Below are 19725 nucleotides of genomic sequence, written 5' to 3'. Positions count from 1 at the left end.
AATGTACTGGATGTCATGTATTATGTTTGTTTTTACATTATGTGTTTTGTTTTTTATTCTATGGAAGATATATATAATAAATGAAATGAAAAAAAGCGCAGGAAAACTCATTGCAATGTATCCTCGGGTGAAAAGACGTTGGGTTGCATTACTTGGACCAGCATATTTCATTGGACAATGTATGTATATATATGCTCGATACGTAAGTGGCGATATTGATACAGTTGAACAGTTTCTCATTCAGCTAGGTATTCATGCTGTAGCAAGTTGTTTTATGACTTTAATAGCCATCCATCTTATTAAAAGTGTACAAATATATGAAAAAGGTGTAGTAGATGGATTAAACTTTTATTCATACGAAGAATTGAAGGGCTATAAAACATCAACATGGGAAAATCCAAAAGAAAATATATTTTTATATCGCGGGCGAGAAAAAATGAATGACAATGTGAATTTACTTATTAGACAGGAAGATATGAATGAATTAGAAAGCATTCTTCAAAGGTATATTCCGAAATTAATGATGAAATGAAAAACTCCGGTTGTTAAAGCCGGAGTTTTTTTATTAAAAAGCACGATTCACAACATCTTTAACCTCTTCAAGATATTGTTTACGCACACTGTCATCCACAGAAGGGACACTTGTATAGAATGTATGCTCAATTGTTTCAATTCCTGTAAATTCAAAAATACCAACATCAGCTGTTTTCTTCATTGCGTCAAACATACCGCCTGCTGTGTATGCTTCTTTCGTATTTCCCATTGTCGATAATAATAAGCCTTTTTTACCGCTTAATAACTTTTCAATACCATTCTCACCGTAAGCATAAGCGAAGCCGTGGCTAAATACACGGTCAACGTATCCTTTTAAAATAGCAGGAAGTCCCGCCCACCAAACTGGGTAAATGAATGTAATGCTATCAGCCCAAGAGATATGCTCTTGCTCTTCTTTAATATCTTCTGGTGTGTTTCCTTGAGAAAATGAGATGAAATCGGAAGCGCCTAATACTGGATTGAAGTTTAATTCGTATAGATCGCGAACACGTACTTCATGACCTTTTTCTTCTAATTCACTTTTTACTGTTTCTAAAATTGCATGGTTGAAGCTTTCTGTATTTGGGTGTGCATAAACGATTGCATGTTTCATTGTTCTTCCTCCTATTTGTGGATATGTGAATAGCTTTTATGTATTCGTGTAACTATTATGGTTACTTTTATTATGAGAGTCAACTTTTCTGACATGAGAAATATTAGTATGTGACAAAAAAATACAAAATAGTAGGGATTTTGCATTTCCGAATAGAATATATAGATTGGTAAATAGAGAGAGAAGGGGATATGGGGATGAATATTATTGAAATTGAAAGGTTAGAAAAATCATTTGATATTGGGGATAGTAAAGTAAAGATATTAAAAGGTATTAATCTTCAAATTCAAAAAGGAGATTTCGTTTGTATTATGGGGGCAAGTGGATCGGGTAAAACGACCTTACTTCAGTTGTTAGGTGGATTAGATATTCCGTCGGTAGGTAGTATTCGAGTTGACGGTACAGAGATTTCAACATTAAAAGAAAAAGAGCTCGCTTTATTTAGAAGGCATAAAATCGGTTTTATTTTTCAGCAGTTTAATTTAATTCCAGTATTTAGTGCAGAGGAGAATGTGGGGTTGCCGTTACTGTTAGATAATGTCTCGCAAAAGAAGGCAACGGTGACAGCAACTCGTTTATTAGAACTTGTTGGATTGAAGGGAAAAGAAAAGCATTTACCAGCACAGTTATCTGGTGGGCAACAGCAAAGGGTTGCGATCGCAAGAGCTTTTGCAAATGAGCCGGCTATTATATTAGCGGATGAGCCAACAGGGGCATTAGATTCAGAAAATAGCAAAAATATAATCGCAGCACTTCGCAATGCGTGTGATGAGCTAGGACAAACAGCTGTCATTGTAACGCACGACCCATTCGTAGCGGCCCATGCGGATAAAGTTGTTTTCTTATTAGATGGTGAAGTGATTCATGAACATGCTGAAAGTAAAGGATGGAAATTTCGAAATATCCCGCAACAAGTTATTCACATTCAAGAGATTATGAATCGTCACTTTAAAGTAGGAGGTAAAGGTGATGCGATGGGTAATTAAATACGCGGTAAAATCAATGAAACAAAATTGGCTGCGAAATATGTTGATTGCTCTCGGTGCAGCTTTAGGTGTTATGTTAGCAACGATGTTATTACTTGGTAATCAATCAGTAGAACAAAGTGTGAAGGAACAAGTAGTAAGTCGGTATGGAGATTATAATTTACAATTTGGCTATATAAAAAATGATATGTATTTAAATAATGAAAGTTTAAAAGGAATAGATGGCTTAGAAAATGCTGAAAAAATATCAAAAGTACTCATACCTTATCCTTTTCCAAATTATAAAGAACTATCAGGAAAGCCTTCCTATTGGGGTGTTGAGCAAGATTCTCCAGAAATGCATTCTTATAAAATATTAGAAGGTCGATATCCGAAAGAAGGTGCTGAAGTAGCACTGACAAAAGGATATACAGATCGTGAAAATATACGGGTAGGAGATACGATTAAGTTGCCATTCCCGCAACATGGAGAAAAGAGTGTGAAAGTCGTCGGCATTTTAAATCCGCCGTTAATGGCGGCAATGGGGCATGGGGCTTATTTTCCAATCCAGTGGATTCAAAAAGAATTAAATCTACCAAATCAATTCAATCTCGTTCAAGTGAAAACAGCCGATGTAAATGTGAAGAGAGCGATTGCTCTTGATGTAAATAAGAAGATAGAAAATATAAAGGTGGATCAACGTACTTATGTTGATAAGGCATTTGAACGACTAAATGTAATGAAGCCGTTAATTTTCAGTTTAGGTGGTATTGCCTTATTTGTTGTAGCCCTTTTAATAATGGGAAGTTTCTTCTTATCTGTCAGAAGTCGATTTAAGCAATGGGCATTATTACGTGCACTTGGTAGTAACCCGAATCAAATTATATTAGTCGTTTTATTAGAGGCTTTATGCATCGGAGCGATTGGGTCGCTAGCAGGAGTTATTCTTGGAGCAGGTACGCAAACAATTGCAGCATCATTCATTAACAAATGGGTGAATATTGAGGAAGCAGGGAAAGCATCATTCTCGATTTCAGGCGAGATTTTACTCATTACGTTTTTATTAGGGATAGTTATGTCTATCATAGGGGCCATTATACCTGCTTTCATGGTTAGAAAGATTCCGTCAGTTCAAGCACTTCGGCCAGGTCTTCCTAGTAATGAGAAAAAAGAAAAGAGATGGAGCGCTTTTAGCCTTAGCATTCTAATCATTGGTACTGTTATTGGACTCACGGGTAACATATTAGAGCAGTATATCGGTTTTAATCCAAGTGCGATAGGTGCGCTGTTATTTGCGGTCGGTTTGTTATTTGCGATTCCGTTATTTATTCGTATGATAGCACCAGTAATTGCAAAACCACTTCAAATGATATTACGAATTGAAACGACGATTAGTAGCCGGAATGTAATTCGTTATCGGAATAAGGCAGCTGTGTCAGTTGCTATATTAGCATTTGGTTTTATGTTAGCGCTTGTCGGAACGATGTATGTAAATTCTATGTATGAAGGTATGAAAAAAGGATTACAAAAACATTTACCAGCGGACTTAGTAGTAAGAATTCCGGTAGAGTCGCAAGGGATAGAAACATTACCGTTTAGTTGGATGGAGAAGGTTAGAAAAGTTGATGGTGTGGAATCGAGTGTTGGGAATGCTACTGACTTTACAGCGAAGCTTGTGAATTATGACTTTAAAGAAGCGAATCAAGAATGGTATGAATTTATGAAAAAAAACAATTTGAACTACGATTCAATGGAAGTTGTAGGAAACGATATTGTAGCGTACCAGAAAGTAACAAAGGCGAAAGTGATTTCAGGAAAAATTTTAAATAAGCCATTACAAGATGGTGAGGGAGTCATTACAAAGGAAGTAGCTAAAAATTTAGGACTTCAGTTGAATGATACATTTGAAGTACAAGGGAAGGGAAAAGAAAAACAAGCAATTAAAGTCGTTTCGATTATTGAGCAAGGATTAAGGTTAAGAGGATCAGATGTTTTTGTAAATGAACAATGGGCTCGCGATAAGTTTCACGTGCAAGGATATGAAGCAATTCAAGTTATGACAAATTCTAATCAATCATTTGAAGCGATTAAGAAGCAAGTAAAAGAAATTACAAATAATAAAGAGAATGTAGAAGTTATAAACAGTTATGATTTATTGAAAGAACAAGAGCAGTTATTATCACAAATGATGATGTTAATTCGCTTGTTAGTTGTAATTGTTTTCATTATTTCTGGTATAGGATTAATGAATGCGATAGTCGCAAGTTTACATGAAAGACGTGCTGAAATTAGTATGATTCGTGCAGTAGGGGCTATCCCGAAGCAAATGAGACGGATCGTTTTATTAGAGGGAACTTTACTTGGAGCGATAGCTGGTTGTATTGGCATTTTTGGTGGGATTTTGTTTAGCTATATTGTGTTATCAAGCTTAGAGTTAACGGTTATTATCATTCCGTATAATCAAGTTGTCATACTGGCTCTAGCTAGCGTGGTGCTTGGAGCAGGGGCAGCATTGATTGCGTCATTACAATTAAGAAAGTTTAAATTAAGTGATACTTTAAAGGAGTTATCAGCATAAAAGATTGCTATACCCCGCTCATACAAAGAACAAAGAAGACGAATAAAATGATAACAATACCAATGCCGAAGTTAAATACGAGAGTACTATCCATATATGTAGCCTCCTTGTTTGAAAGTAAAAAGCACTCTAGTTAAGAGTGCTTTTTTATTTTGAATCTACTTTATAACTTTTAGAAAGTGATTCATGCGTGTAATGATTTACATTATTTTATGTATTTATACTTTGAAATGAGTAAGTCCTTGTTGGATATAGAAAAAAAGACACTCTTTCGAGTGTCTTTTAAGATGACAAAATGTGCCAATTGCTTGAGGTTGATAAGACGCTAATTTCCGTGTTAACGCCTTTTCTCTAATCAAGAAGTGTAGCAACAGCGATTCAAATAAATTGTACCACTTGTTTAATGGCTGTGCGTATGTAATTCTGCATATTGCAATTAGAGGGAAATGAGGCACGAAAAATGAATGAGTATATATAGAATATTTGATAAGGGGAGAGAAGGATGGATATACATAAGTTAACGGTAGAAGAAGCAAATGAGATAAATACGTGGACGTACGAAGAACCTTATAATTTGTATGATTTTTCAGGTGAGAAAGAAGTAATAGAAGAATTATTAGATGGAACGTATTATGGCTGTTGTAACGATAATGGGGAGTTTATCGGCTATTTTTGTTTTGGAGAAAATGCACAAGTGCCCGGTGGAAGAGATGCAAATTTATATGGTGGAGAAGATGTAATTGATATCGGACTTGGCATGAAGCCAGCGTTAACAGGGAAAGGGCTGGGGAAAATGTTTTTTCAAGCTGGGATAGCCTTTGCTGTTAAAGAATATAAGCCGAAAACGTTTCGACTTAGTGTAGCGACATTTAATACAAGAGCGATTACGCTTTATAAACACATAGGTTTTCAACAAGGCCCTATTTTTGTAAGCCGCGGGAGAGAATTTATGCTCATGGAATACAAAAGACCGTCAGTATGACACTGACGGTCTTTTGTATTTTATTCCGAATGCTCAGCTCTGTGCGCTAAGCGGCTTGAAGCAGCGGCAGCGATTCCGCCAACGATATCATCAAGGAATGTATGCACCTTTCCAGATGATTTATCATTTAAGTATTCTAAAATACCAGGTTTTAATTTATCGATATATCCAAAGTTCGTGAAACCGATAGAACCGTACACATTAACGATAGAAAGTGCGATCACTTCATCAATTCCGTATAAGCCTTCATCACGTTTTACGATATCTTGTAACGGCTGACTTAACATTCCTTTTTCAGTAAGGACATCGAGTTCGATACCTGTAATCAGTGCATTTTGTACTTCACGTTTTGATAATACACGCTCAACGTTATAACGGCATTCTGACATCTCTAAATTTGGATGATATTTTTTTTGAAGAAAATGAACAAGCTCAGCAATATCGTCAATTGTTACACCGCGTTCTTGTAATAGTTGTAATGCTCTTTCTTGTAGTTGATTTGATTCTTTCATGTTTATCACCTTTTTTTCTTTTTAGTATTTGTATACGTTTCGTTGCTTTATCATGTGCATAGGAATGAAAGGCGAGCACAAGCTCATATATATAAAGAAAAACCATAGGTGGCGACTGCGATGATTCATCATATTTATGAGCATTATCACATGCATGTTAAAGAATTAATCCCCCTTGGCCCCTATAAAAGCTTTTGGATTCGCAACAAAATTTATGTACTTGTTCCAATTGGAGAAATGGAGGAAGAAGTACTTGTAGAGATGAAAAAGCTCAGTGACTATATGAACCAGCAAGGGGATTTAACTGTAGCGACTTTCGTTCCGACTATACACGGCTACTATGTAAGCGAGATAGAAGAACAAAATTACTGCTTATTAAAAGGTATGCGTGCGTTAGAACGACATGCTACGTCATTAGGAAGTGAGCTTTCTATATTCCATAAACGAGGTGCATTCTTTCCAGAAGAAGTTGAGCAATTAAGCCGTATTGGTGAATGGAAAGCGTTATGGGAAAAAAGGCTCGATCAATTAGAAAAGTTTTGGCAATCACAAGTGATGAACCACCCTACAGACGTATTCGATCAATTGTTTATTGAATCCTTCCCGTATTACTTAGGAGTTGCAGAAAATGCAATTCAATATGTTGTTGATACAGAAATGGATGATACGCCGCAACTAACTGATGCAGCAACAATTTGCCAAGAACGATTCACACCTTTATTATGGCATCAAACGAAGCGTCTCAAACTTCCTTTTGACTGGGTGTATGATCACCCAACTCGAGATATGGCAGAATTGATCCGCTATATGATGATAGAAAAAAAGAAAGACTGGGAGCAAACAATCGTTCAATTTGTTACAGATTATGAACGAAATTATTCACTATCCTCATTTGGTTGGCGCCTATTATTTGCAAGACTCTTGTTCCCGCTTCACTATTTTGAAACAGTCGAACGATATTACCAAACTGGAAATGAAGAACAAAAAAGCATATATAGAGATCGCTTAGAAGCCATTTTACACGATGTGAACCGCTCTGAGCAATTTATGAAGCATTTTTATGGCTCACTTCGTTTACCAGTCGATAAGCTCGGGATTAGGAAATTAGATTGGCTGTCTTAAAATAAAAAAGAGACCGATTGAGGTCTCTTTTTTTATACTACAATTGTATGTAATACATTATGCCCCTACCTGTTGATCTGCACATATATTTAAAACGAATTGATGCTTTTCGAGTTTTTCATTTACTTTACTCAATAATTCTTGCTGGATTTCTTTAAATAAAAATTGATAGCTCGCATTCCATGTTGGTATAACGGATGAAAGGTCTAATAAATACTCTTTTTTCTTTTCTAGTTCTTGAATTGTTAAAAAAGTGTTCCCCATTTTTGGCATGTGTCGTCCCCCTATGTTTTTTACTTTATATGTGTGAACGATTCACTATATAGTATCAATTATCGCATTTTTTGAGAAGGATTTCCAATTTTGTTTTATGATGTTAACGCATAAGTGATATTTGAATAAAAAAAGGAGACCAAATTTGGTCTCCTTTAGCAAGTGACTTTGAACGAGCCGCTAGATAATATCCAGCTCCAGCGGCTAAAATGTTCGGTGGCTTCGCTTCTTCCGCCGAGGCAAAAAGCGCCTCTATGTCAGAAGCTCCATCCCCCTCACATTTTGAACGAGCCGCTTCCACTTTTAGATTAATATCCAGCTCCAGCGGCTAGAACAGTCGGCCATTTCGCGCCTTCCTGTGAGGCAAAAAGCGCCTCTTCGTCAGGAGCTCCAATGACCTCCTGTTCTGAACGAGCCGCTTCCGCTTTAAATTAAAATACTTGTTCTACTTCGATAACGCCTGGTACTTCTTCAAGTAACGCGCGCTCGATACCAGCTTTTAGTGTGATTGTAGAACTTGGGCAGCTTCCGCATGCACCCATAAGGCGTAATTTTACGATACCTTCTTCAATGTCTACTAACTCAACGTCTCCGCCATCGCGAAGTAAGAATGGACGTAATTTATCTAATACTTCTAGTACTTGTTCTTGCATATGTGGGTTTTCCATTTTTATCGACTCCTTTCATCAGTTTTATTATAATCAAGATAGAGGGGAAAATCTATTTTTTCTGTTCTTGTTTTATTGTCGAAATTTTTTATCATGTTTACAACGTGTTTTTTCAGTATAGGGGTATGGAATAAGTTTGTAAAATGATGTGCTTATGTACTAAGACATCTGAATATGCTGTTGAAACAAGAAGTGGGGGAGAAGAAATGGTTAATGTGCAAGTGTATGGGACGAAAGTAATTTGTGCGAGCTGCGTTGGAATGCCATCTTCAACAGAAACGTTTGAGTGGTTACAAGCGGCGATTGGTCGTAAATATGAAGGAAAAGAAAATAAATTTAATTTCGAGTATATTGATTTTCAAGAAGAACAAGAAGATGAAGATAAGAAAGCATTCGCAGAGCGAGTAGTGGAAGAAGATTTATTTTATCCAGTCGTTCTTGTAAATGGAGAAATTGTTGGAGAAGGAAATCCTCGTTTGAAGGATGTTTACGAAGAAATCGAGAAATATTTATAAAGCAGGAAGTCTTTGCGAATTTGCAAAGGCTTTTTTTATTGGAGGGATAGATGTGAAAAATGGAGTGAAGCATGCGTTACCAACAGAAGTACAACAGTTAATGGAGCGGTACACAGTAGAATTAAAAGAAATTTTTTTGGATGAAAAAATAGTCGGGGTATATATTTACGGGTCTATCGCACTTGGTGCATTTCATGTAGAAACGAGCGATGTTGATTTTGTTACGGTAATAAGTGATTCCGTGAATGAGGCTGAAAAACAACAACTTGTAGAATTACATAAGAAACTTAGTGGTAGTACGTTAGGTAAAAGAATGGATGGTATGTATATTCCGCTTGCTGATTTAGGAAAATACAACGATGAAATGAATGAGTACGTGTATTGTGCAGATGGTAAGGCGAATATAGGACATTGGGATATTAATGCAGTCACATGGTGGACATTGAAAAATCAAGGTATTACAGTTACCGGGAAAGAAGCAGAAGACCTTTCGTTTCAAATAAGGTGGGATGATGTAGTAAATACGATGAAATACAACGTAGAACAGTACTGGAGTGGGAAGGCGAAGCAGCCATATTTATTCTTTATAGAAGAGTGGGTAGAATCAGCGGTCGTTACGATGGGGCGTATTTTATATACACTAGATCATAAAATAATCGTTTCAAAAGATAGAGGATTGCAATATTTGTTAGAACGTTCAGCGGAAGAATGGGAGCTTTTATTAAAAGAAGTAGTGAGAATACGGCAGAACCCAAAAGAAAAGCGAATGCTCTCAAGGTGGAGAAGGGCAGATATGACGAAGAGGTATTTGCTGCACTTAATTGAGACGTGTAGAGGGAAATGGTAGGGAAGAAAACGGACAATACAATTGGTTGTATTGTCTTTTTTTATATTTAATTTGGGATATAATGGTTAAAAAGGTTTAATTATACTGGAGGGGTATGATGGACACGGAATTAGTTACATATAAGAAAACAAATAATTTACTCGTTCCAATTGGGATTCATGTATTAAACAATTCATTCTATTCATTATTGAATTTTCAACTGTAAAAAGACGCCTTTTTGAAAAGGGCGTCTTTCCTATTTTGTAGTAAGTAGAAAGGGCTTTACACGCATTGTGTAGAGGCAAGGTAATACAAAATATAAATAGTTTCATGTGAAACATTTTTATTATCAAATATACAAAATGTTTAACTTAGTGTATTAAACCTATCATTTATAAGTATTTTAATATATTGAAATACTTATAAATGGAATAATAAACGGGAAATTGTAGGAATATATTCGATTTCTGTTCATTTTTATGAAATATATGTACTTTTTGTTAGATTACTTCTTTTTCTTTCTATAAAATACATGTATGTAGAAAGAAGAAAAGGATGATGTACGTGAAGGAAACTGTTTTACAAGAAACAAATTCCCCGCAAGAGTTACATAAAGTTGTTCAAAAGAATACAGCTTATTATGACTTTAAATGGGGCAAAGTAGAAAATCCAGCGCAAGGGAATACGTGGAATTGGGTGGCATTTTTCTTCCCAACTTTTTGGTTAGCTTATCGTAAAATGTATAAGTTGTTTATTATACTTACGTTATTGGCGGTACCTAGTATCGTTGTAACTCCTTTTATAGATATTCCAGATGGGATTTATTTAACATGTAGTTTAGTTCTTCAGTTAGGAACGATGATATTTACTGGATGGCAAGGAAACCGTTTATATTATAAGCATGCTGTTCATGTTCTACATAAGGGAGAAGTACGCCTGATCATGAGAAGGCATATTACTTACAATCAAAGGGCAACGCTAGTTTTGCTGGCATGATTGGTTTACAGGTTATAGTGATGATAGTATTTGGTGGAGCTATGTTCGGACTCTCACTTTTACCAACTGAGCCGAATATTAAAAATGTCGTTCGTTCAAGTAGTGAAGGTATTACTTTAGAGATTATGACGGATAATCCAACTTGGAAGTTTGTGAAGAAAGAACAAGATTATGATGTAGTAGAGTTTACTGGTTATGATTATACAGAGAAGAAAAACGTGAAAATTAAATTTGCTGTTTATTTCAGTGAAGACTATTTTGAATGGCAAGAAGTATATGAGAATAATAAGAAGTTAAGCGAAGATGAGTTAGAAGAGTATCAATTTTACATTGAAGAAAATGGTTGGGGATTCTAGTCAGAACTCGTTCATTTTGAAAAGGAGAACCTTGTGAAGGTTCTTCTTTTTTACTTAGAAACACCATACGAATTGAAATTTTGTAAAATAAAATAAAAAATGAGAATTCCAGGTAGGCTTGTCAATAACGTGAGACTATGGCAGTATAAAGAAATGCTATACAAATTTTATTTATCGAGATGTAAACATCAATTTTGATTTTTACGTATAAATAATGAACGGAGGAAATGAATTTATGGCTACTTTACCAAATTGTCCAAAATGTAATTCAGAATATACGTATGAGGATGGCGTTCTTTTCGTATGTCCAGAATGTGCTCATGAGTGGGGCCAAGAAGCAGAAGCTGAAAATAATGATGGTGCAAAAGTTGTAAAAGATGCGAACGGAAACGTTCTTCAAGACGGCGATGCTGTTACTGTCATTAAAGATTTAAAAGTAAAAGGAACTTCTTCAGTTGTGAAGATCGGTACGAAAGTAAAGAGTATCCGTCTAGTTGATGGCGATCACGATATTGATTGCAAAATCGACGGTTTCGGAGCTATGAAGTTAAAATCACAATTCGTTAAGAAGGCGTAAGTAAAAGAGGAGGCGAATAGGCCTCCTCTTTTTATTATGTCATTTTTTGTCGGTAAGTCGATATTCCTTTTCGAATCGTCGATATATTTCAAAAATCGTTGATATATTTTGAGTTATGATAGATATATTCGAAAAATCGTCGATATAATTTCACTCACCGAGAAAGGTGCATCATTTACCAAGCGAGAGTTACGATTCACTTCGCACTATAGTCAACCTCTTTCAACTGACACCGCTTATTAAAGAAGGTCTTATATCCAAGCTGTAAGAAGAGAATGACAGCGAAAGCGGTACTTCCTGAAATACCGAGTATAATTGCGATTTGATATTGAATGGCTGTAAATGGTGATACACCAGCTAAGATTTGACCGGTCATCATGCCCGGTAAGCTTATAATCCCCATTCCGACCATAGAATTGATCGTTGGTAAAATGGCAGAGTCAAAAGCGTCGCGTATGAGCGGAGCAGTTGCTTCTTTCGGTGTTGCACCAAGCATAAGTGCCCCTTCAATTTGACCTCTTTGTGATTTCATATTGTTTAAGAACGTATTTGCACCGAGAGAAACACCAGTCATGGCATTCCCAACTAACATTCCTGTAATCGGAACGATATATTGCGGCGCATACCAAGGATTATGTCCGATAATAACAAAGATAAATAGTAGAAGTGGCCCAATTGATCCGGCAACCATGGAAAGGGCGGCTACTCGTTTTAATTCTTTGGACATAGGGATGTTAACTCGTTTATAAATATTAAAAATTGCAAAGGTAGTAATAGAAGTAATGAGAGCAATTGTATAAAATGGATTACTGTTTTCAAATACGTATGTAAGGACATATGCAACAAGTACGAGCTGAATGGTCATACGGAATGTTGCGAGCGCGATTTGTTTTTCGCGAGGTATTCCTTTTAATTTCACAAGCCCGATTAATATAAGAATAAAAATATATGCAGCGGCAAGTTGCCAAATTTGGAGTTCAATAACGCCCTTCAACTGAGAGCACTTCCTTTCTAGTTGCACCGTTTGCTTTACTAATCTCAATAATATCGTCCGCAATTTCTTCTGGAAGTTGTTGTGAGTGTGTGATGAAGATAACTGTTTTTTTCTTTTCTTTTGCTAGTATAGTAAATTGTTTCATAACGCGGCGTTCTGTATCGCTATCTAGTGCCGAGGTTGGTTCATCTAATAAATAAACAGGTGGATCCATAAGTACGATACGTGCAAAAGCAAGTCGTTGTTTTTCCCCGCCTGATAATGAATCAGCGTTGTCTTCTAAATTTTTTTCTAAGCTAACAGTCGTTAATGCGCTTCGCAAGGCATCATCATTTGGAAATGGTTTTTCAGAAAGACGAAGTCCCATTAATAGATTGTCTTTAATCGTTCCATCAAAAATAGGTGGGGTTTGCCCAAGCATGACTACGTCACGTCGTAATTGAATAGGAGGATAATCAGAAATCAGCTTTCCGTTGTATTCAATTGTACCGGATGTTGGAGATTGTAAATCATTTAGCATGCGAAGCAATGTACTTTTTCCGCTCCCACTCTCACCAATAATACATGTGATTTTTTCTTTTTGAATCTGTAAATAAGGGATGTGTAGTATATCTTTATATGTAACGTCTTTTAATATAAACATAGATGGCTCCTTTCTGATTCTAGTTATATCGTATCAAAAAAGATTGCAAAACGGTTATAAAGAGCAACGTTTTTTCTTCGTCTTGAGTTTTATTAACAAGTTAAGTAAACGATCTAATTCTTGGCTGAAAGAAATCACTTTATCATGAGTGAATCCGTACTTTTCAACGAGATAGATCAATTCTTTCTTCTTTACTTCTATTCGATTGTTTAGTTTCGTTAAGTTCATAAGTGAAATGGAATACCTCCTGTAAAAGTATTTACAACATAAAAAAATAAGACCGAATGACTTCGGTCTTAAAGGAAATAAAGCAACTTATAAATAGCATACACTGTTCATCAATAGTTTTTAATATAAAAATGAAAAATAAATCATGATCCATATTGAGAAAGATGTGTCTGATAATTATATTTTAACTAATAAAAGAAGCTGTCTAATTAGTAGACAGCCTTTTAAGTATTAACCCTTATGATATTTGTACATCCAAAGAAGACCAGATTTTAATAATCTCGGTACACGTCCCATTAATGGTTGGTTTGCGAGTAAACCAAAGCCATGCTTCTTACCAAGAGAACCGAGAACACCTTTTAATTTAATTACAGGTAGTTCGTCAGGAAGTGGTTCATTATTCCAACGTTTTAATAATATTTGGACAATTTGTTCTCCTTGGCCTTCAGCAAGTTGTGCAGATGGTGCATGTGGAAGTGCTGCGCAATCTCCTACAACGTAAACGTGCTCGTTATTTGGAATATTGTGATATTTTGTTAAAACAACCCGTCCGCTACCATCTTGTTCAACTGGAAGGTTTCGAACAACTTCATTTGCTTGAATACCAGCTGTCCAGACGATTGCATCACATTCAAGTGGCTCATCGTGGTTGTACACAATATTTGGTTCTACTTTTGTAATGTTAGAGTTTCGTATAATATTAACTTTATGCTTTACAAACCATTCTTCTACATATCTACTTAATTTCTCTGGATATGGGAATAAAATTCTATCTTTTCGATCAAATAAATAGATTTTTAAATCAGAACGGCTTTCACGAAGTTCGCTTGCTACTTCAACGCCACTTAAGCCAGCACCAACAACAGCAACTGTTGCATTTGGTTCTAGGCTATTTAATTGTTCATATGTCTTACGTGTTTGTTCAATCGATTGTAGGCTATGTGTATATTCCTTTGCTCCAGGAACATTATGATATTTATCTTCACAGCCAAGTCCGATAATTAAATCATCATATTGGATTGCTTCGCCGCCATCAAGATGAACAGCTTTTTCTTCGAGATCAATATTTGTTATTGTGCCGTATTGAATATTAAGGCGTGGATGCTCAGGAAACGGTATGCGAATATGCGTTTCTGAAATTGTACCCGCTACTAATGCATAATATTCAGTTTTGAAACAATGGTATGGTACTTTGTCGATTAATGTCACTTGTACATCATCCGGAAGTTGGTTGCTTGGAAGTAGCCTTTGCAGAATTCTCATTCCACCGTAGCCGCCACCTAGTATTACGAGGTGTTTCATGATGGATTACCCCTTTTCTGTTGAAATATCCCCTAATCACACAATTTTATATTAATAAAATATTTCGACTTTACTCAATCAAATTATATCGAATTTGTGAACAAATAACAATGCATGAATGAATACTCTGTTGTACAATAAGAAGAAAAGTAAAGTAAACTGTTTTCATTTTTTAGTTACTATTTCATTATGAATAGCATGTTATATAAAATAAAACCATCTACTTTGAAGTGAAATAGTGAAGTAACTAAATAGTTTAGAATGTATAACGAAAACAACAAGAGAAAACTTAGTTTTCTTCTTATAGATAAAGTCAGAAAGTAATTTGTTTTGTAGTACAGGGGGGAGAATTTTGATTAAACCATTAATTGAATTTTGTGTAGGTAACCTTGCGAGTGGTTCACAAGCAGCTTTAGAGAAATTAGAAAAAGATCCGAATTTAGATGTAATGGAGTATGGTTGTTTAGGATATTGTGGTATTTGTTTTGAAGGACCATTTGCTCTTGTAAATGGTGAAGTCGTACAAGGTGCTACAGTAGAAGAACTTGTTAATAATGTATATGAGTATTTGGATGAAAATCCAATGTTTTAAGGTGTTGCAATCAGCAGCACCTTTTTCTTTTTCCATTAGATAAAATTTTATTCCGCAGGGGAAGATAAAATTGTATATAAATAAAAAAAGGCCCTTTTAGAAGGGCTTGTTTCTTACACAATTTGCGCAAGAATGGCTCATCGCCAAATGTTGTCAAATATGAGAAACGGGGGACATTCATATTGTGTTCTAAAAGCGTGCATTTTATACTTAAAATAACAAATTATTTTTGGAGTGAATGCAAATGAGCCAATTTTCTTTTACAAAAATGCATGGTCTTGGCAATAGTTATATATATGTAAATATGTTTGAAGAACAAATTCCTGAAGAAGATTTAGCTCTTGTGGCGGAAAAGGTTTCAAATATTAATACTGGTATTGGGGCAGATGGAATGATTTTAATTGGTCCATCTGACGTAGCGCCGGTGAAAATGCGCATGTTTAATAATGATGGGTCAGAAGGAAAGAGCTGTGGTAACGGTTTACGCTGCGTAGCGAAATATGCGTATGAGCATAAACTAGTAGAAGATACAGTTTTCACAATTGAAACGTTAGCTGGCATTGTAACGGCGGAAGTAACGGTAGAAGAAGGGAAAGTTACGTTAGCGAAAATCGATATGGGAGCACCGCGTTTAACACGTGCAGAAATACCGATGCTTGGCGAAAGTGAAACGCCATTTATTCGTGAAAACTTCTTATACAATAATCATCGTTATGCATTTACAGCCGTTTCAATGGGGAATCCGCATGCAGTTATTTTTGTTGATGATGTAGAACAAGCACCTCTTACAACACTTGGACCAGTTCTTGAGACACATGAAATGTTCCCAGAACGAGTAAATGTTGAATTCATCGAGATTTTGAATGAAGAAGAGATGAACTTCCGCGTTTGGGAACGAGGATCTGGTGTAACACAAGCTTGTGGAACAGGAGCGTGTGCTGCGGTTGTAGCCTCTATTTTAAATGGAAAGATGGAACGTGGTAAGGAAATTACAGTTCATTTAGCTGGCGGCGATTTAATGATTGCATGGACAGAAGAAGGCAATGTGTTAATGAAAGGACCAGCAGAAGTAATTTGCCGCGGAGTGTATGAGTACAAGATAGAAGCGTAAAGATGTATAATAGAATGAGAACAGAAAGGATGGTGTATTTCATGATTGAAGTAACAGAACAAGCAGCTTTTCAAATTAAAGATATGTTAAAAGATGCTGAAGATGGAGAGAAGTACGTGCGCCTTGCTGTACACGGCGGCGGATGTAGTGGTCTTTCTTACGGCTTAGGATTTGAAGTAGAACCAAAAGAAGACGACACAGTTCTTGAATTTTTCGGTGTTGAATTTGTTATCGATAAAGAAAGTGCTCCGATTGTTAAAGGAGTAAAAGTTGACTATAAACAATCTATGCTTGGCGGCGGATTCACAATTGATAATCCAAACGCAATCGCATCATGCGGATGTGGATCATCTTTCCGTACAGCATCGAATGCTGGTAAGCCAGAAGAGTGCTAAGTTTTTAGCCGAAATAGAAAAAGACCTTTTTAGCGATGGAATATAATCGTTAGGGAGGTCTTTTCTTTTTCCATAAAAGTCCAATTAGTAAGGGTTGATTAAAGTTTTACTTTATCTTTGCATAGATGCAAGTATCAGTTAGTTGTTTGCCGTCAGCTGAAAAATCTTCATTACGTAATACCCCTTCAAGCTCAAAACCTAATTTTTCAGGGATCGCACGACTTTTCGTGTTATTACATTCACATCGTATTTCAATCCTTCTAAATTTAAATAACTGAAATCCAAGGTTTGTTAATGCACTTACTGTTTCTGTCATATATCCACTGCCACTGAATTGCGTGTTAATCCAGTATCCAATTTCACATTTAGAAATATTCCAATCAATTCGGTGAAGGCTTGCAGTCCCAATAAAATCATTCGTCTCCTTATGGTAGATAAGGTAGCGAAAGCTTTCTCTTTTCAAAAAATCTATATGCGCATTTCTCAAGAGAATTTCTGTTTCTTCAACAGTAGGAATGGACTGGAATAAAGACAACCACTGCTTTAATTCACGAATTGAATCTTTAATAGCTTCATGTACTACATTCCCTTCACCAGCTTCAAGTGGCGCTCGAAGAATGAGTCTATCTGTTTCTATTTGTAACGGAACATCTAATAAAATAGGATTCATATTATTTCTCCCCTCGAAAACTTTAAATTAGGACATAGCGAAACTTATGTAAAAACACTTTCGCTCAAAAGTTAGAAAATAATAAATACATATTCACTTCATCATTTAGAAATCCCTTTTTACATATTGAAAATGAAACCGTTAGTTGAATAAGGAATTATTATTTTTCTTCTAATTTCTGTCTTTTACATAATTAGAAGTTGGTTTATGTGTATGAAGAAGTTTGCCGGAGTAGTAGCAACTCATCCAAATTTAGAATCTGTACTTATTCTAATTGGTGACGGGATGACGATTTCTAAAGTGAAGAAATAATTATTATCTTACAAAAGTGTAATGTTCATGTCATGTTTTTGAATTTCTTCTTTAAGCTCTGGGCATTAAGATAACAATATAAGAAAAAAACATGAGGTGAAGGAAATGAAAAGATATATTGCACTGTTTAGTATTTTAGTTGTATTCGCAAGCCTTTTAGTTGGTTGTGATATTAATCGTTTAGGAAAAGATGAGTATTACGTTCAAGTTACAGCTGATGGAATTGAAAAAAATGAGAAGTTTGATAACGGAGAGCCACATAAATATTTCGAGTATAAATTAAAAGGATTCGATAAAGACGGAAAAGAAAAAGAAAAAGAATTAGAATTCACAGCTCAAAAAAATCTTCGTAAAGATGCATTCTTACGTATATACAATTCAGATAAAAAAGGTGTAACAGCTTGGGAAGAAGTGAAGAAAGACGAGCTTCCTGCGAAAGTGAAAGAAAAGTTAAGTGTGAAATAAGACAGTTAAAAAGGAATTGACGAACAGGGTCAATTCCTTTTTTGATTCTCAAAATCCTCTTCTGAAATGACTTTAAAGCCATGTCTTTTAAATAAAGCAGTTGTTACCCCATAACCAGTTTGTTTATTGCCGTTAAATTCTCCGGTGTAAATTGTAGAACTACCACAAGATGGGCTACGTTCCTTTAAAATAATATATTCTGGGTGTAAATTTTTGATTTGTTCTAATGCTTTATAAGCACCGTTTACGAAAGCTTCTGTGACATCCTTACCATCTTTTGTCATTACCTTTGCTTTTCCGTCTAAAACGTCATCGCCATTCCCGCCAATAATTTCGGCAGAGGGACGAGGCGTTGGTAATCCCCCTAATACTTCAGGACAAATGAGGACTGTATCTTCTTGTTGCAGAAGCTCCTCTATTTTTGAAACGAGATTGTTATTTCCATCATACCGGCAAGCGATCCCACCTAAACAAGCGCTAATTACGATCATATTTTCATCTCCAATAAAAAATATTTAATGTCACGCCAATTTCTCTTCCTGCCTCTTATTTATAAGTGAGGTGATAAAAATGGGAAGTTTATATAACTTAATGAAACCATACAGTGAATTTCGAAGTAAAGAAGAGTTTAATACATATCAAAAGCAAGTTTTGAAATATTATCGTTTTCAATTAAATAAAACGGATGCTACCATTATTCATTTTTTAGGAAAGTATGCAGTGAATGAGAAACAGAAAACAGTAGGAGTTGCTTGTCCGTTAATGGAGACGATTGCGACGAATATTGGAAAAAGTATTCGTACAGTACGCCGTTCCATTGCAAAGTTAGAGGAACTAGGAATTATAAAACGTGTTGCGACGAAAGAAAGACATAAGCGCGGGGGATATAGTGCGAACTTATATGTTTTTCTTATATCTGCAATTGACCGCATGGATGACCGTATGAAAATGTCCGCATGTGAAAGTGGGGACTGTGCAGTTGGCTGTAGTAAAAATGAGCAAAAATATGAGGGGGAAACAATTCTTTCTAAAAACATTCCACAAATAAAAGAGAATAGAAAAGTAACGTACGAGCTTGATGAGACGTATTGTCGCCATGATATACCGAAGCCTTTTATATACGCACTTCTGCCGATGACGAGTAATCCGAAGAAGATTAATATATTTTGGAGTAAGGTGGAACTTGCGTATAAAAAGAGCGGATTATTAGAACAAGGTGTTTTACTGGAGCAAATATTAGCTGATGAAGAAGTGTATGGAAATTTCATCTGGCGAGTGAAGAGTGTCATGAGAGCGTATAAATACGGGGAAATCCGTAAAAATGTTAAGGCACTTTTATATAGTACAGTGCGAGATTTATTTTTAGAGGTTGGATTAGAATGGGGAGCAGCTGTGAGAAGAAGTAAGGGGATATCGTTATTTGATCCGTTTAAAAAGGAGCCATGCGTATAACACATGACTCCGAGTGTGGCTTTAAAATAGTGTTTGATCAAAAT

Annotated in this window: 25 protein-coding genes and 2 pseudogenes; 16 read left to right on the top strand and 11 right to left on the bottom strand. The window is 35.7% G+C overall.

The annotated features are described in order from the left end of the window. Position 1: 1 nt before the first annotated feature. Positions 2–532, top strand: coding sequence for a hypothetical protein (locus ACYVEC_RS00315; RefSeq protein ID WP_063222120.1), 531 nt, complete (start codon positions 2–4; stop codon positions 530–532). A gap of 33 nt (positions 533–565) precedes the next feature. On the opposite strand, the gene ACYVEC_RS00310 is transcribed toward ACYVEC_RS00315, so the two are convergent. Next, a complete protein-coding gene (locus ACYVEC_RS00310) occupies positions 566–1147 on the bottom strand; it encodes an NAD(P)H-dependent oxidoreductase (protein WP_063222119.1) in 582 nt (193 codons plus the stop codon). 197 nt (positions 1148–1344) lie between these two features. Here ACYVEC_RS00310 and ACYVEC_RS00305 point away from each other — a divergent pair, with 197 nt between their 5' ends. The 3 genes from ACYVEC_RS00305 (at position 1345) to ACYVEC_RS00295 (ending at position 5672) form a co-directional block, all read left to right on the top strand. Continuing rightward, entirely contained in the window at positions 1345–2133 is a 789-nt protein-coding gene (locus ACYVEC_RS00305) for an ABC transporter ATP-binding protein (protein ID WP_063222118.1), read from the top strand. Beyond that, positions 2117–4690: an FtsX-like permease family protein gene (locus ACYVEC_RS00300; RefSeq protein ID WP_460505299.1), complete on the top strand. Its 2574-nt coding sequence runs from the start codon at positions 2117–2119 to the stop codon at positions 4688–4690. The genes ACYVEC_RS00305 and ACYVEC_RS00300 overlap by 17 nt, the downstream gene beginning before the upstream one ends. Before the next feature lie 502 nt (positions 4691–5192). Beyond that, positions 5193–5672 (top strand): GNAT family N-acetyltransferase, encoded by a 480-nt coding sequence (locus ACYVEC_RS00295; RefSeq protein ID WP_063222116.1) that lies wholly within the window; start codon positions 5193–5195, stop codon positions 5670–5672. A 20-nt stretch (positions 5673–5692) separates the two neighbouring features. Here the strand turns inward: ACYVEC_RS00295 and ACYVEC_RS00290 are convergent, their stop codons facing one another. Continuing rightward, positions 5693–6184, bottom strand: a complete 492-nt coding sequence (locus tag ACYVEC_RS00290) for a phosphatidylglycerophosphatase A family protein (RefSeq protein ID WP_000665104.1) — start codon at positions 6182–6184, stop codon at positions 5693–5695. Positions 6185–6304: 120 nt separating this feature from the next. Between ACYVEC_RS00290 and yutH the strand changes: the two genes are divergently transcribed. Further along, a complete protein-coding gene (gene yutH, locus ACYVEC_RS00285) occupies positions 6305–7306 on the top strand; it encodes a spore coat putative kinase YutH (RefSeq protein ID WP_063222115.1) in 1002 nt (333 codons plus the stop codon). A 57-nt stretch (positions 7307–7363) separates the two neighbouring features. Here the strand turns inward: yutH and ACYVEC_RS00280 are convergent, their stop codons facing one another. The 3 genes from ACYVEC_RS00280 to ACYVEC_RS00270 form a co-directional block, all read right to left on the bottom strand. After that, the gene (locus ACYVEC_RS00280; RefSeq protein WP_016136920.1) at positions 7364–7579 is read right to left on the bottom strand and encodes a hypothetical protein; all 216 of its coding nucleotides are present in this window, start codon (positions 7577–7579) and stop codon (positions 7364–7366) included. Between the two features lie 103 nt (positions 7580–7682). Beyond that, the gene (locus ACYVEC_RS00275) at positions 7683–7880 is read right to left on the bottom strand and encodes a hypothetical protein (protein WP_063222114.1); all 198 of its coding nucleotides are present in this window, start codon (positions 7878–7880) and stop codon (positions 7683–7685) included. A gap of 130 nt (positions 7881–8010) precedes the next feature. Beyond that, a complete protein-coding gene (locus tag ACYVEC_RS00270) occupies positions 8011–8247 on the bottom strand; it encodes a NifU family protein (RefSeq protein ID WP_000431159.1) in 237 nt (78 codons plus the stop codon). 206 nt (positions 8248–8453) lie between these two features. Between ACYVEC_RS00270 and ACYVEC_RS00265 the strand changes: the two genes are divergently transcribed. The 5 genes and pseudogenes from ACYVEC_RS00265 (at position 8454) to phnA (ending at position 11517) form a co-directional block, all read left to right on the top strand. Further along, positions 8454–8762, top strand: a complete 309-nt coding sequence (locus tag ACYVEC_RS00265) for a YuzD family protein (protein ID WP_044740522.1) — start codon at positions 8454–8456, stop codon at positions 8760–8762. Then, positions 8731–9609: a nucleotidyltransferase domain-containing protein gene (locus ACYVEC_RS00260; protein ID WP_080468384.1), complete on the top strand. Its 879-nt coding sequence runs from the start codon at positions 8731–8733 to the stop codon at positions 9607–9609. Before ACYVEC_RS00265 ends, ACYVEC_RS00260 begins: the two co-directional genes overlap by 32 nt. A 112-nt stretch (positions 9610–9721) precedes the next feature. Beyond that, positions 9722–9814 (top strand): annotated as a pseudogene (locus ACYVEC_RS00255) (CPBP family intramembrane glutamate endopeptidase); the annotation flags it as partial. Positions 9815–10146: 332 nt separating this feature from the next. After that, a pseudogene (locus tag ACYVEC_RS00250) lies at positions 10147–10940 on the top strand (DUF2628 domain-containing protein). A gap of 235 nt (positions 10941–11175) precedes the next feature. Further along, a complete protein-coding gene (gene phnA, locus ACYVEC_RS00245) occupies positions 11176–11517 on the top strand; it encodes an alkylphosphonate utilization operon protein PhnA (protein WP_000212737.1) in 342 nt (113 codons plus the stop codon). A 196-nt stretch (positions 11518–11713) separates the two neighbouring features. On the opposite strand, the gene ACYVEC_RS00240 is transcribed toward phnA, so the two are convergent. From ACYVEC_RS00240 to ACYVEC_RS00225, 4 genes are all read right to left on the bottom strand, one after another. Further along, on the bottom strand, positions 11714–12511 hold the full coding sequence (locus tag ACYVEC_RS00240; protein WP_063222113.1) for an ABC transporter permease: 798 nt from the start codon (positions 12509–12511) through the stop codon (positions 11714–11716). Beyond that, positions 12495–13154 (bottom strand): ABC transporter ATP-binding protein, encoded by a 660-nt coding sequence (locus ACYVEC_RS00235; RefSeq protein ID WP_063222112.1) that lies wholly within the window; start codon positions 13152–13154, stop codon positions 12495–12497. Before ACYVEC_RS00235 ends, ACYVEC_RS00240 begins: the two co-directional genes overlap by 17 nt. 54 nt (positions 13155–13208) lie before the next feature. Beyond that, complete coding sequence (locus ACYVEC_RS00230) at positions 13209–13382, bottom strand: aspartyl-phosphate phosphatase Spo0E family protein (protein WP_063222111.1); 174 nt, start codon at positions 13380–13382, stop codon at positions 13209–13211. Between the two features lie 231 nt (positions 13383–13613). Continuing rightward, positions 13614–14684 (bottom strand): NAD(P)/FAD-dependent oxidoreductase, encoded by a 1071-nt coding sequence (locus tag ACYVEC_RS00225; protein ID WP_000682065.1) that lies wholly within the window; start codon positions 14682–14684, stop codon positions 13614–13616. 352 nt (positions 14685–15036) lie between these two features. Between ACYVEC_RS00225 and ACYVEC_RS00220 the strand changes: the two genes are divergently transcribed. The 3 genes from ACYVEC_RS00220 (at position 15037) to ACYVEC_RS00210 (ending at position 16782) form a co-directional block, all read left to right on the top strand. Next, positions 15037–15276 (top strand): YuzB family protein, encoded by a 240-nt coding sequence (locus ACYVEC_RS00220; RefSeq protein ID WP_000595026.1) that lies wholly within the window; start codon positions 15037–15039, stop codon positions 15274–15276. A 244-nt stretch (positions 15277–15520) separates the two neighbouring features. Next, positions 15521–16387 (top strand): diaminopimelate epimerase, encoded by an 867-nt coding sequence (dapF, locus tag ACYVEC_RS00215; RefSeq protein WP_063222110.1) that lies wholly within the window; start codon positions 15521–15523, stop codon positions 16385–16387. 41 nt (positions 16388–16428) lie between these two features. Continuing rightward, the gene (locus ACYVEC_RS00210) at positions 16429–16782 is read left to right on the top strand and encodes a HesB/IscA family protein (protein WP_000573823.1); all 354 of its coding nucleotides are present in this window, start codon (positions 16429–16431) and stop codon (positions 16780–16782) included. 106 nt (positions 16783–16888) lie between these two features. Here ACYVEC_RS00210 and ACYVEC_RS00205 read toward each other — a convergent pair whose 3' ends face one another. After that, positions 16889–17452 (bottom strand): GNAT family N-acetyltransferase, encoded by a 564-nt coding sequence (locus ACYVEC_RS00205; RefSeq protein WP_063222109.1) that lies wholly within the window; start codon positions 17450–17452, stop codon positions 16889–16891. Between the two features lie 207 nt (positions 17453–17659). Between ACYVEC_RS00205 and ACYVEC_RS00200 the strand changes: the two genes are divergently transcribed. Beyond that, complete coding sequence (locus ACYVEC_RS00200) at positions 17660–17764, top strand: hypothetical protein (protein ID WP_063222108.1); 105 nt, start codon at positions 17660–17662, stop codon at positions 17762–17764. Between the two features lie 105 nt (positions 17765–17869). Next, positions 17870–18229, top strand: a complete 360-nt coding sequence (locus ACYVEC_RS00195) for a YxeA family protein (RefSeq protein WP_063222107.1) — start codon at positions 17870–17872, stop codon at positions 18227–18229. A 29-nt stretch (positions 18230–18258) separates the two neighbouring features. Here the strand turns inward: ACYVEC_RS00195 and ACYVEC_RS00190 are convergent, their stop codons facing one another. Continuing rightward, positions 18259–18720 carry a 2-thiouracil desulfurase family protein gene (locus ACYVEC_RS00190; protein ID WP_063222106.1) on the bottom strand — a complete coding sequence of 154 codons (462 nt, stop codon included), beginning with the start codon at positions 18718–18720 and terminating at the stop codon, positions 18259–18261. A 79-nt stretch (positions 18721–18799) separates the two neighbouring features. Between ACYVEC_RS00190 and ACYVEC_RS00185 the strand changes: the two genes are divergently transcribed. Next, positions 18800–19681 (top strand): helix-turn-helix domain-containing protein, encoded by an 882-nt coding sequence (locus ACYVEC_RS00185; protein ID WP_063222105.1) that lies wholly within the window; start codon positions 18800–18802, stop codon positions 19679–19681. The last annotated feature ends 44 nt before the right edge of the window (positions 19682–19725 follow it).

The organism is Bacillus sp. MN7755 (assembly GCF_054771475.1).
This window is presented reverse-complemented; position numbering and strand designations above follow the sequence as displayed.

Bases quoted from the DNA above. Each gene is read 5' to 3' on its own strand.
- ACYVEC_RS00200 (WP_063222108.1), top strand. From the start codon at position 17,660: ATGTGTATGAAGAAGTTTGCCGGAGTAGTAGCAACTCATCCAAATTTA.
- ACYVEC_RS00270 (WP_000431159.1), bottom strand. From the start codon at position 8,247: ATGGAAAACCCACATATGCAAGAACAAGTACTAGAAGTATTAGATAAA.
- ACYVEC_RS00295 (WP_063222116.1), top strand. From the start codon at position 5,193: ATGGATATACATAAGTTAACGGTAGAAGAAGCAAATGAGATAAATACG.
- ACYVEC_RS00195 (WP_063222107.1), top strand. From the start codon at position 17,870: ATGAAAAGATATATTGCACTGTTTAGTATTTTAGTTGTATTCGCAAGC.
- ACYVEC_RS00280 (WP_016136920.1), bottom strand. From the start codon at position 7,579: ATGCCAAAAATGGGGAACACTTTTTTAACAATTCAAGAACTAGAAAAG.
- ACYVEC_RS00310 (WP_063222119.1), bottom strand. From the start codon at position 1,147: ATGAAACATGCAATCGTTTATGCACACCCAAATACAGAAAGCTTCAAC.
- ACYVEC_RS00190 (WP_063222106.1), bottom strand. From the start codon at position 18,720: ATGATCGTAATTAGCGCTTGTTTAGGTGGGATCGCTTGCCGGTATGAT.
- ACYVEC_RS00265 (WP_044740522.1), top strand. From the start codon at position 8,454: ATGGTTAATGTGCAAGTGTATGGGACGAAAGTAATTTGTGCGAGCTGC.
- ACYVEC_RS00315 (WP_063222120.1), top strand. From the start codon at position 2: ATGTACTGGATGTCATGTATTATGTTTGTTTTTACATTATGTGTTTTG.
- ACYVEC_RS00260 (WP_080468384.1), top strand. From the start codon at position 8,731: ATGTTTACGAAGAAATCGAGAAATATTTATAAAGCAGGAAGTCTTTGC.
- ACYVEC_RS00305 (WP_063222118.1), top strand. From the start codon at position 1,345: ATGAATATTATTGAAATTGAAAGGTTAGAAAAATCATTTGATATTGGG.
- phnA (WP_000212737.1), top strand. From the start codon at position 11,176: ATGGCTACTTTACCAAATTGTCCAAAATGTAATTCAGAATATACGTAT.
- ACYVEC_RS00205 (WP_063222109.1), bottom strand. From the start codon at position 17,452: ATGAATCCTATTTTATTAGATGTTCCGTTACAAATAGAAACAGATAGA.
- ACYVEC_RS00185 (WP_063222105.1), top strand. From the start codon at position 18,800: ATGGGAAGTTTATATAACTTAATGAAACCATACAGTGAATTTCGAAGT.
- ACYVEC_RS00225 (WP_000682065.1), bottom strand. From the start codon at position 14,684: ATGAAACACCTCGTAATACTAGGTGGCGGCTACGGTGGAATGAGAATT.
- ACYVEC_RS00300 (WP_460505299.1), top strand. From the start codon at position 2,117: ATGCGATGGGTAATTAAATACGCGGTAAAATCAATGAAACAAAATTGG.
- ACYVEC_RS00210 (WP_000573823.1), top strand. From the start codon at position 16,429: ATGATTGAAGTAACAGAACAAGCAGCTTTTCAAATTAAAGATATGTTA.
- ACYVEC_RS00235 (WP_063222112.1), bottom strand. From the start codon at position 13,154: ATGTTTATATTAAAAGACGTTACATATAAAGATATACTACACATCCCT.
- yutH (WP_063222115.1), top strand. From the start codon at position 6,305: ATGATTCATCATATTTATGAGCATTATCACATGCATGTTAAAGAATTA.
- ACYVEC_RS00230 (WP_063222111.1), bottom strand. From the start codon at position 13,382: ATGAACTTAACGAAACTAAACAATCGAATAGAAGTAAAGAAGAAAGAA.
- dapF (WP_063222110.1), top strand. From the start codon at position 15,521: ATGAGCCAATTTTCTTTTACAAAAATGCATGGTCTTGGCAATAGTTAT.
- ACYVEC_RS00290 (WP_000665104.1), bottom strand. From the start codon at position 6,184: ATGAAAGAATCAAATCAACTACAAGAAAGAGCATTACAACTATTACAA.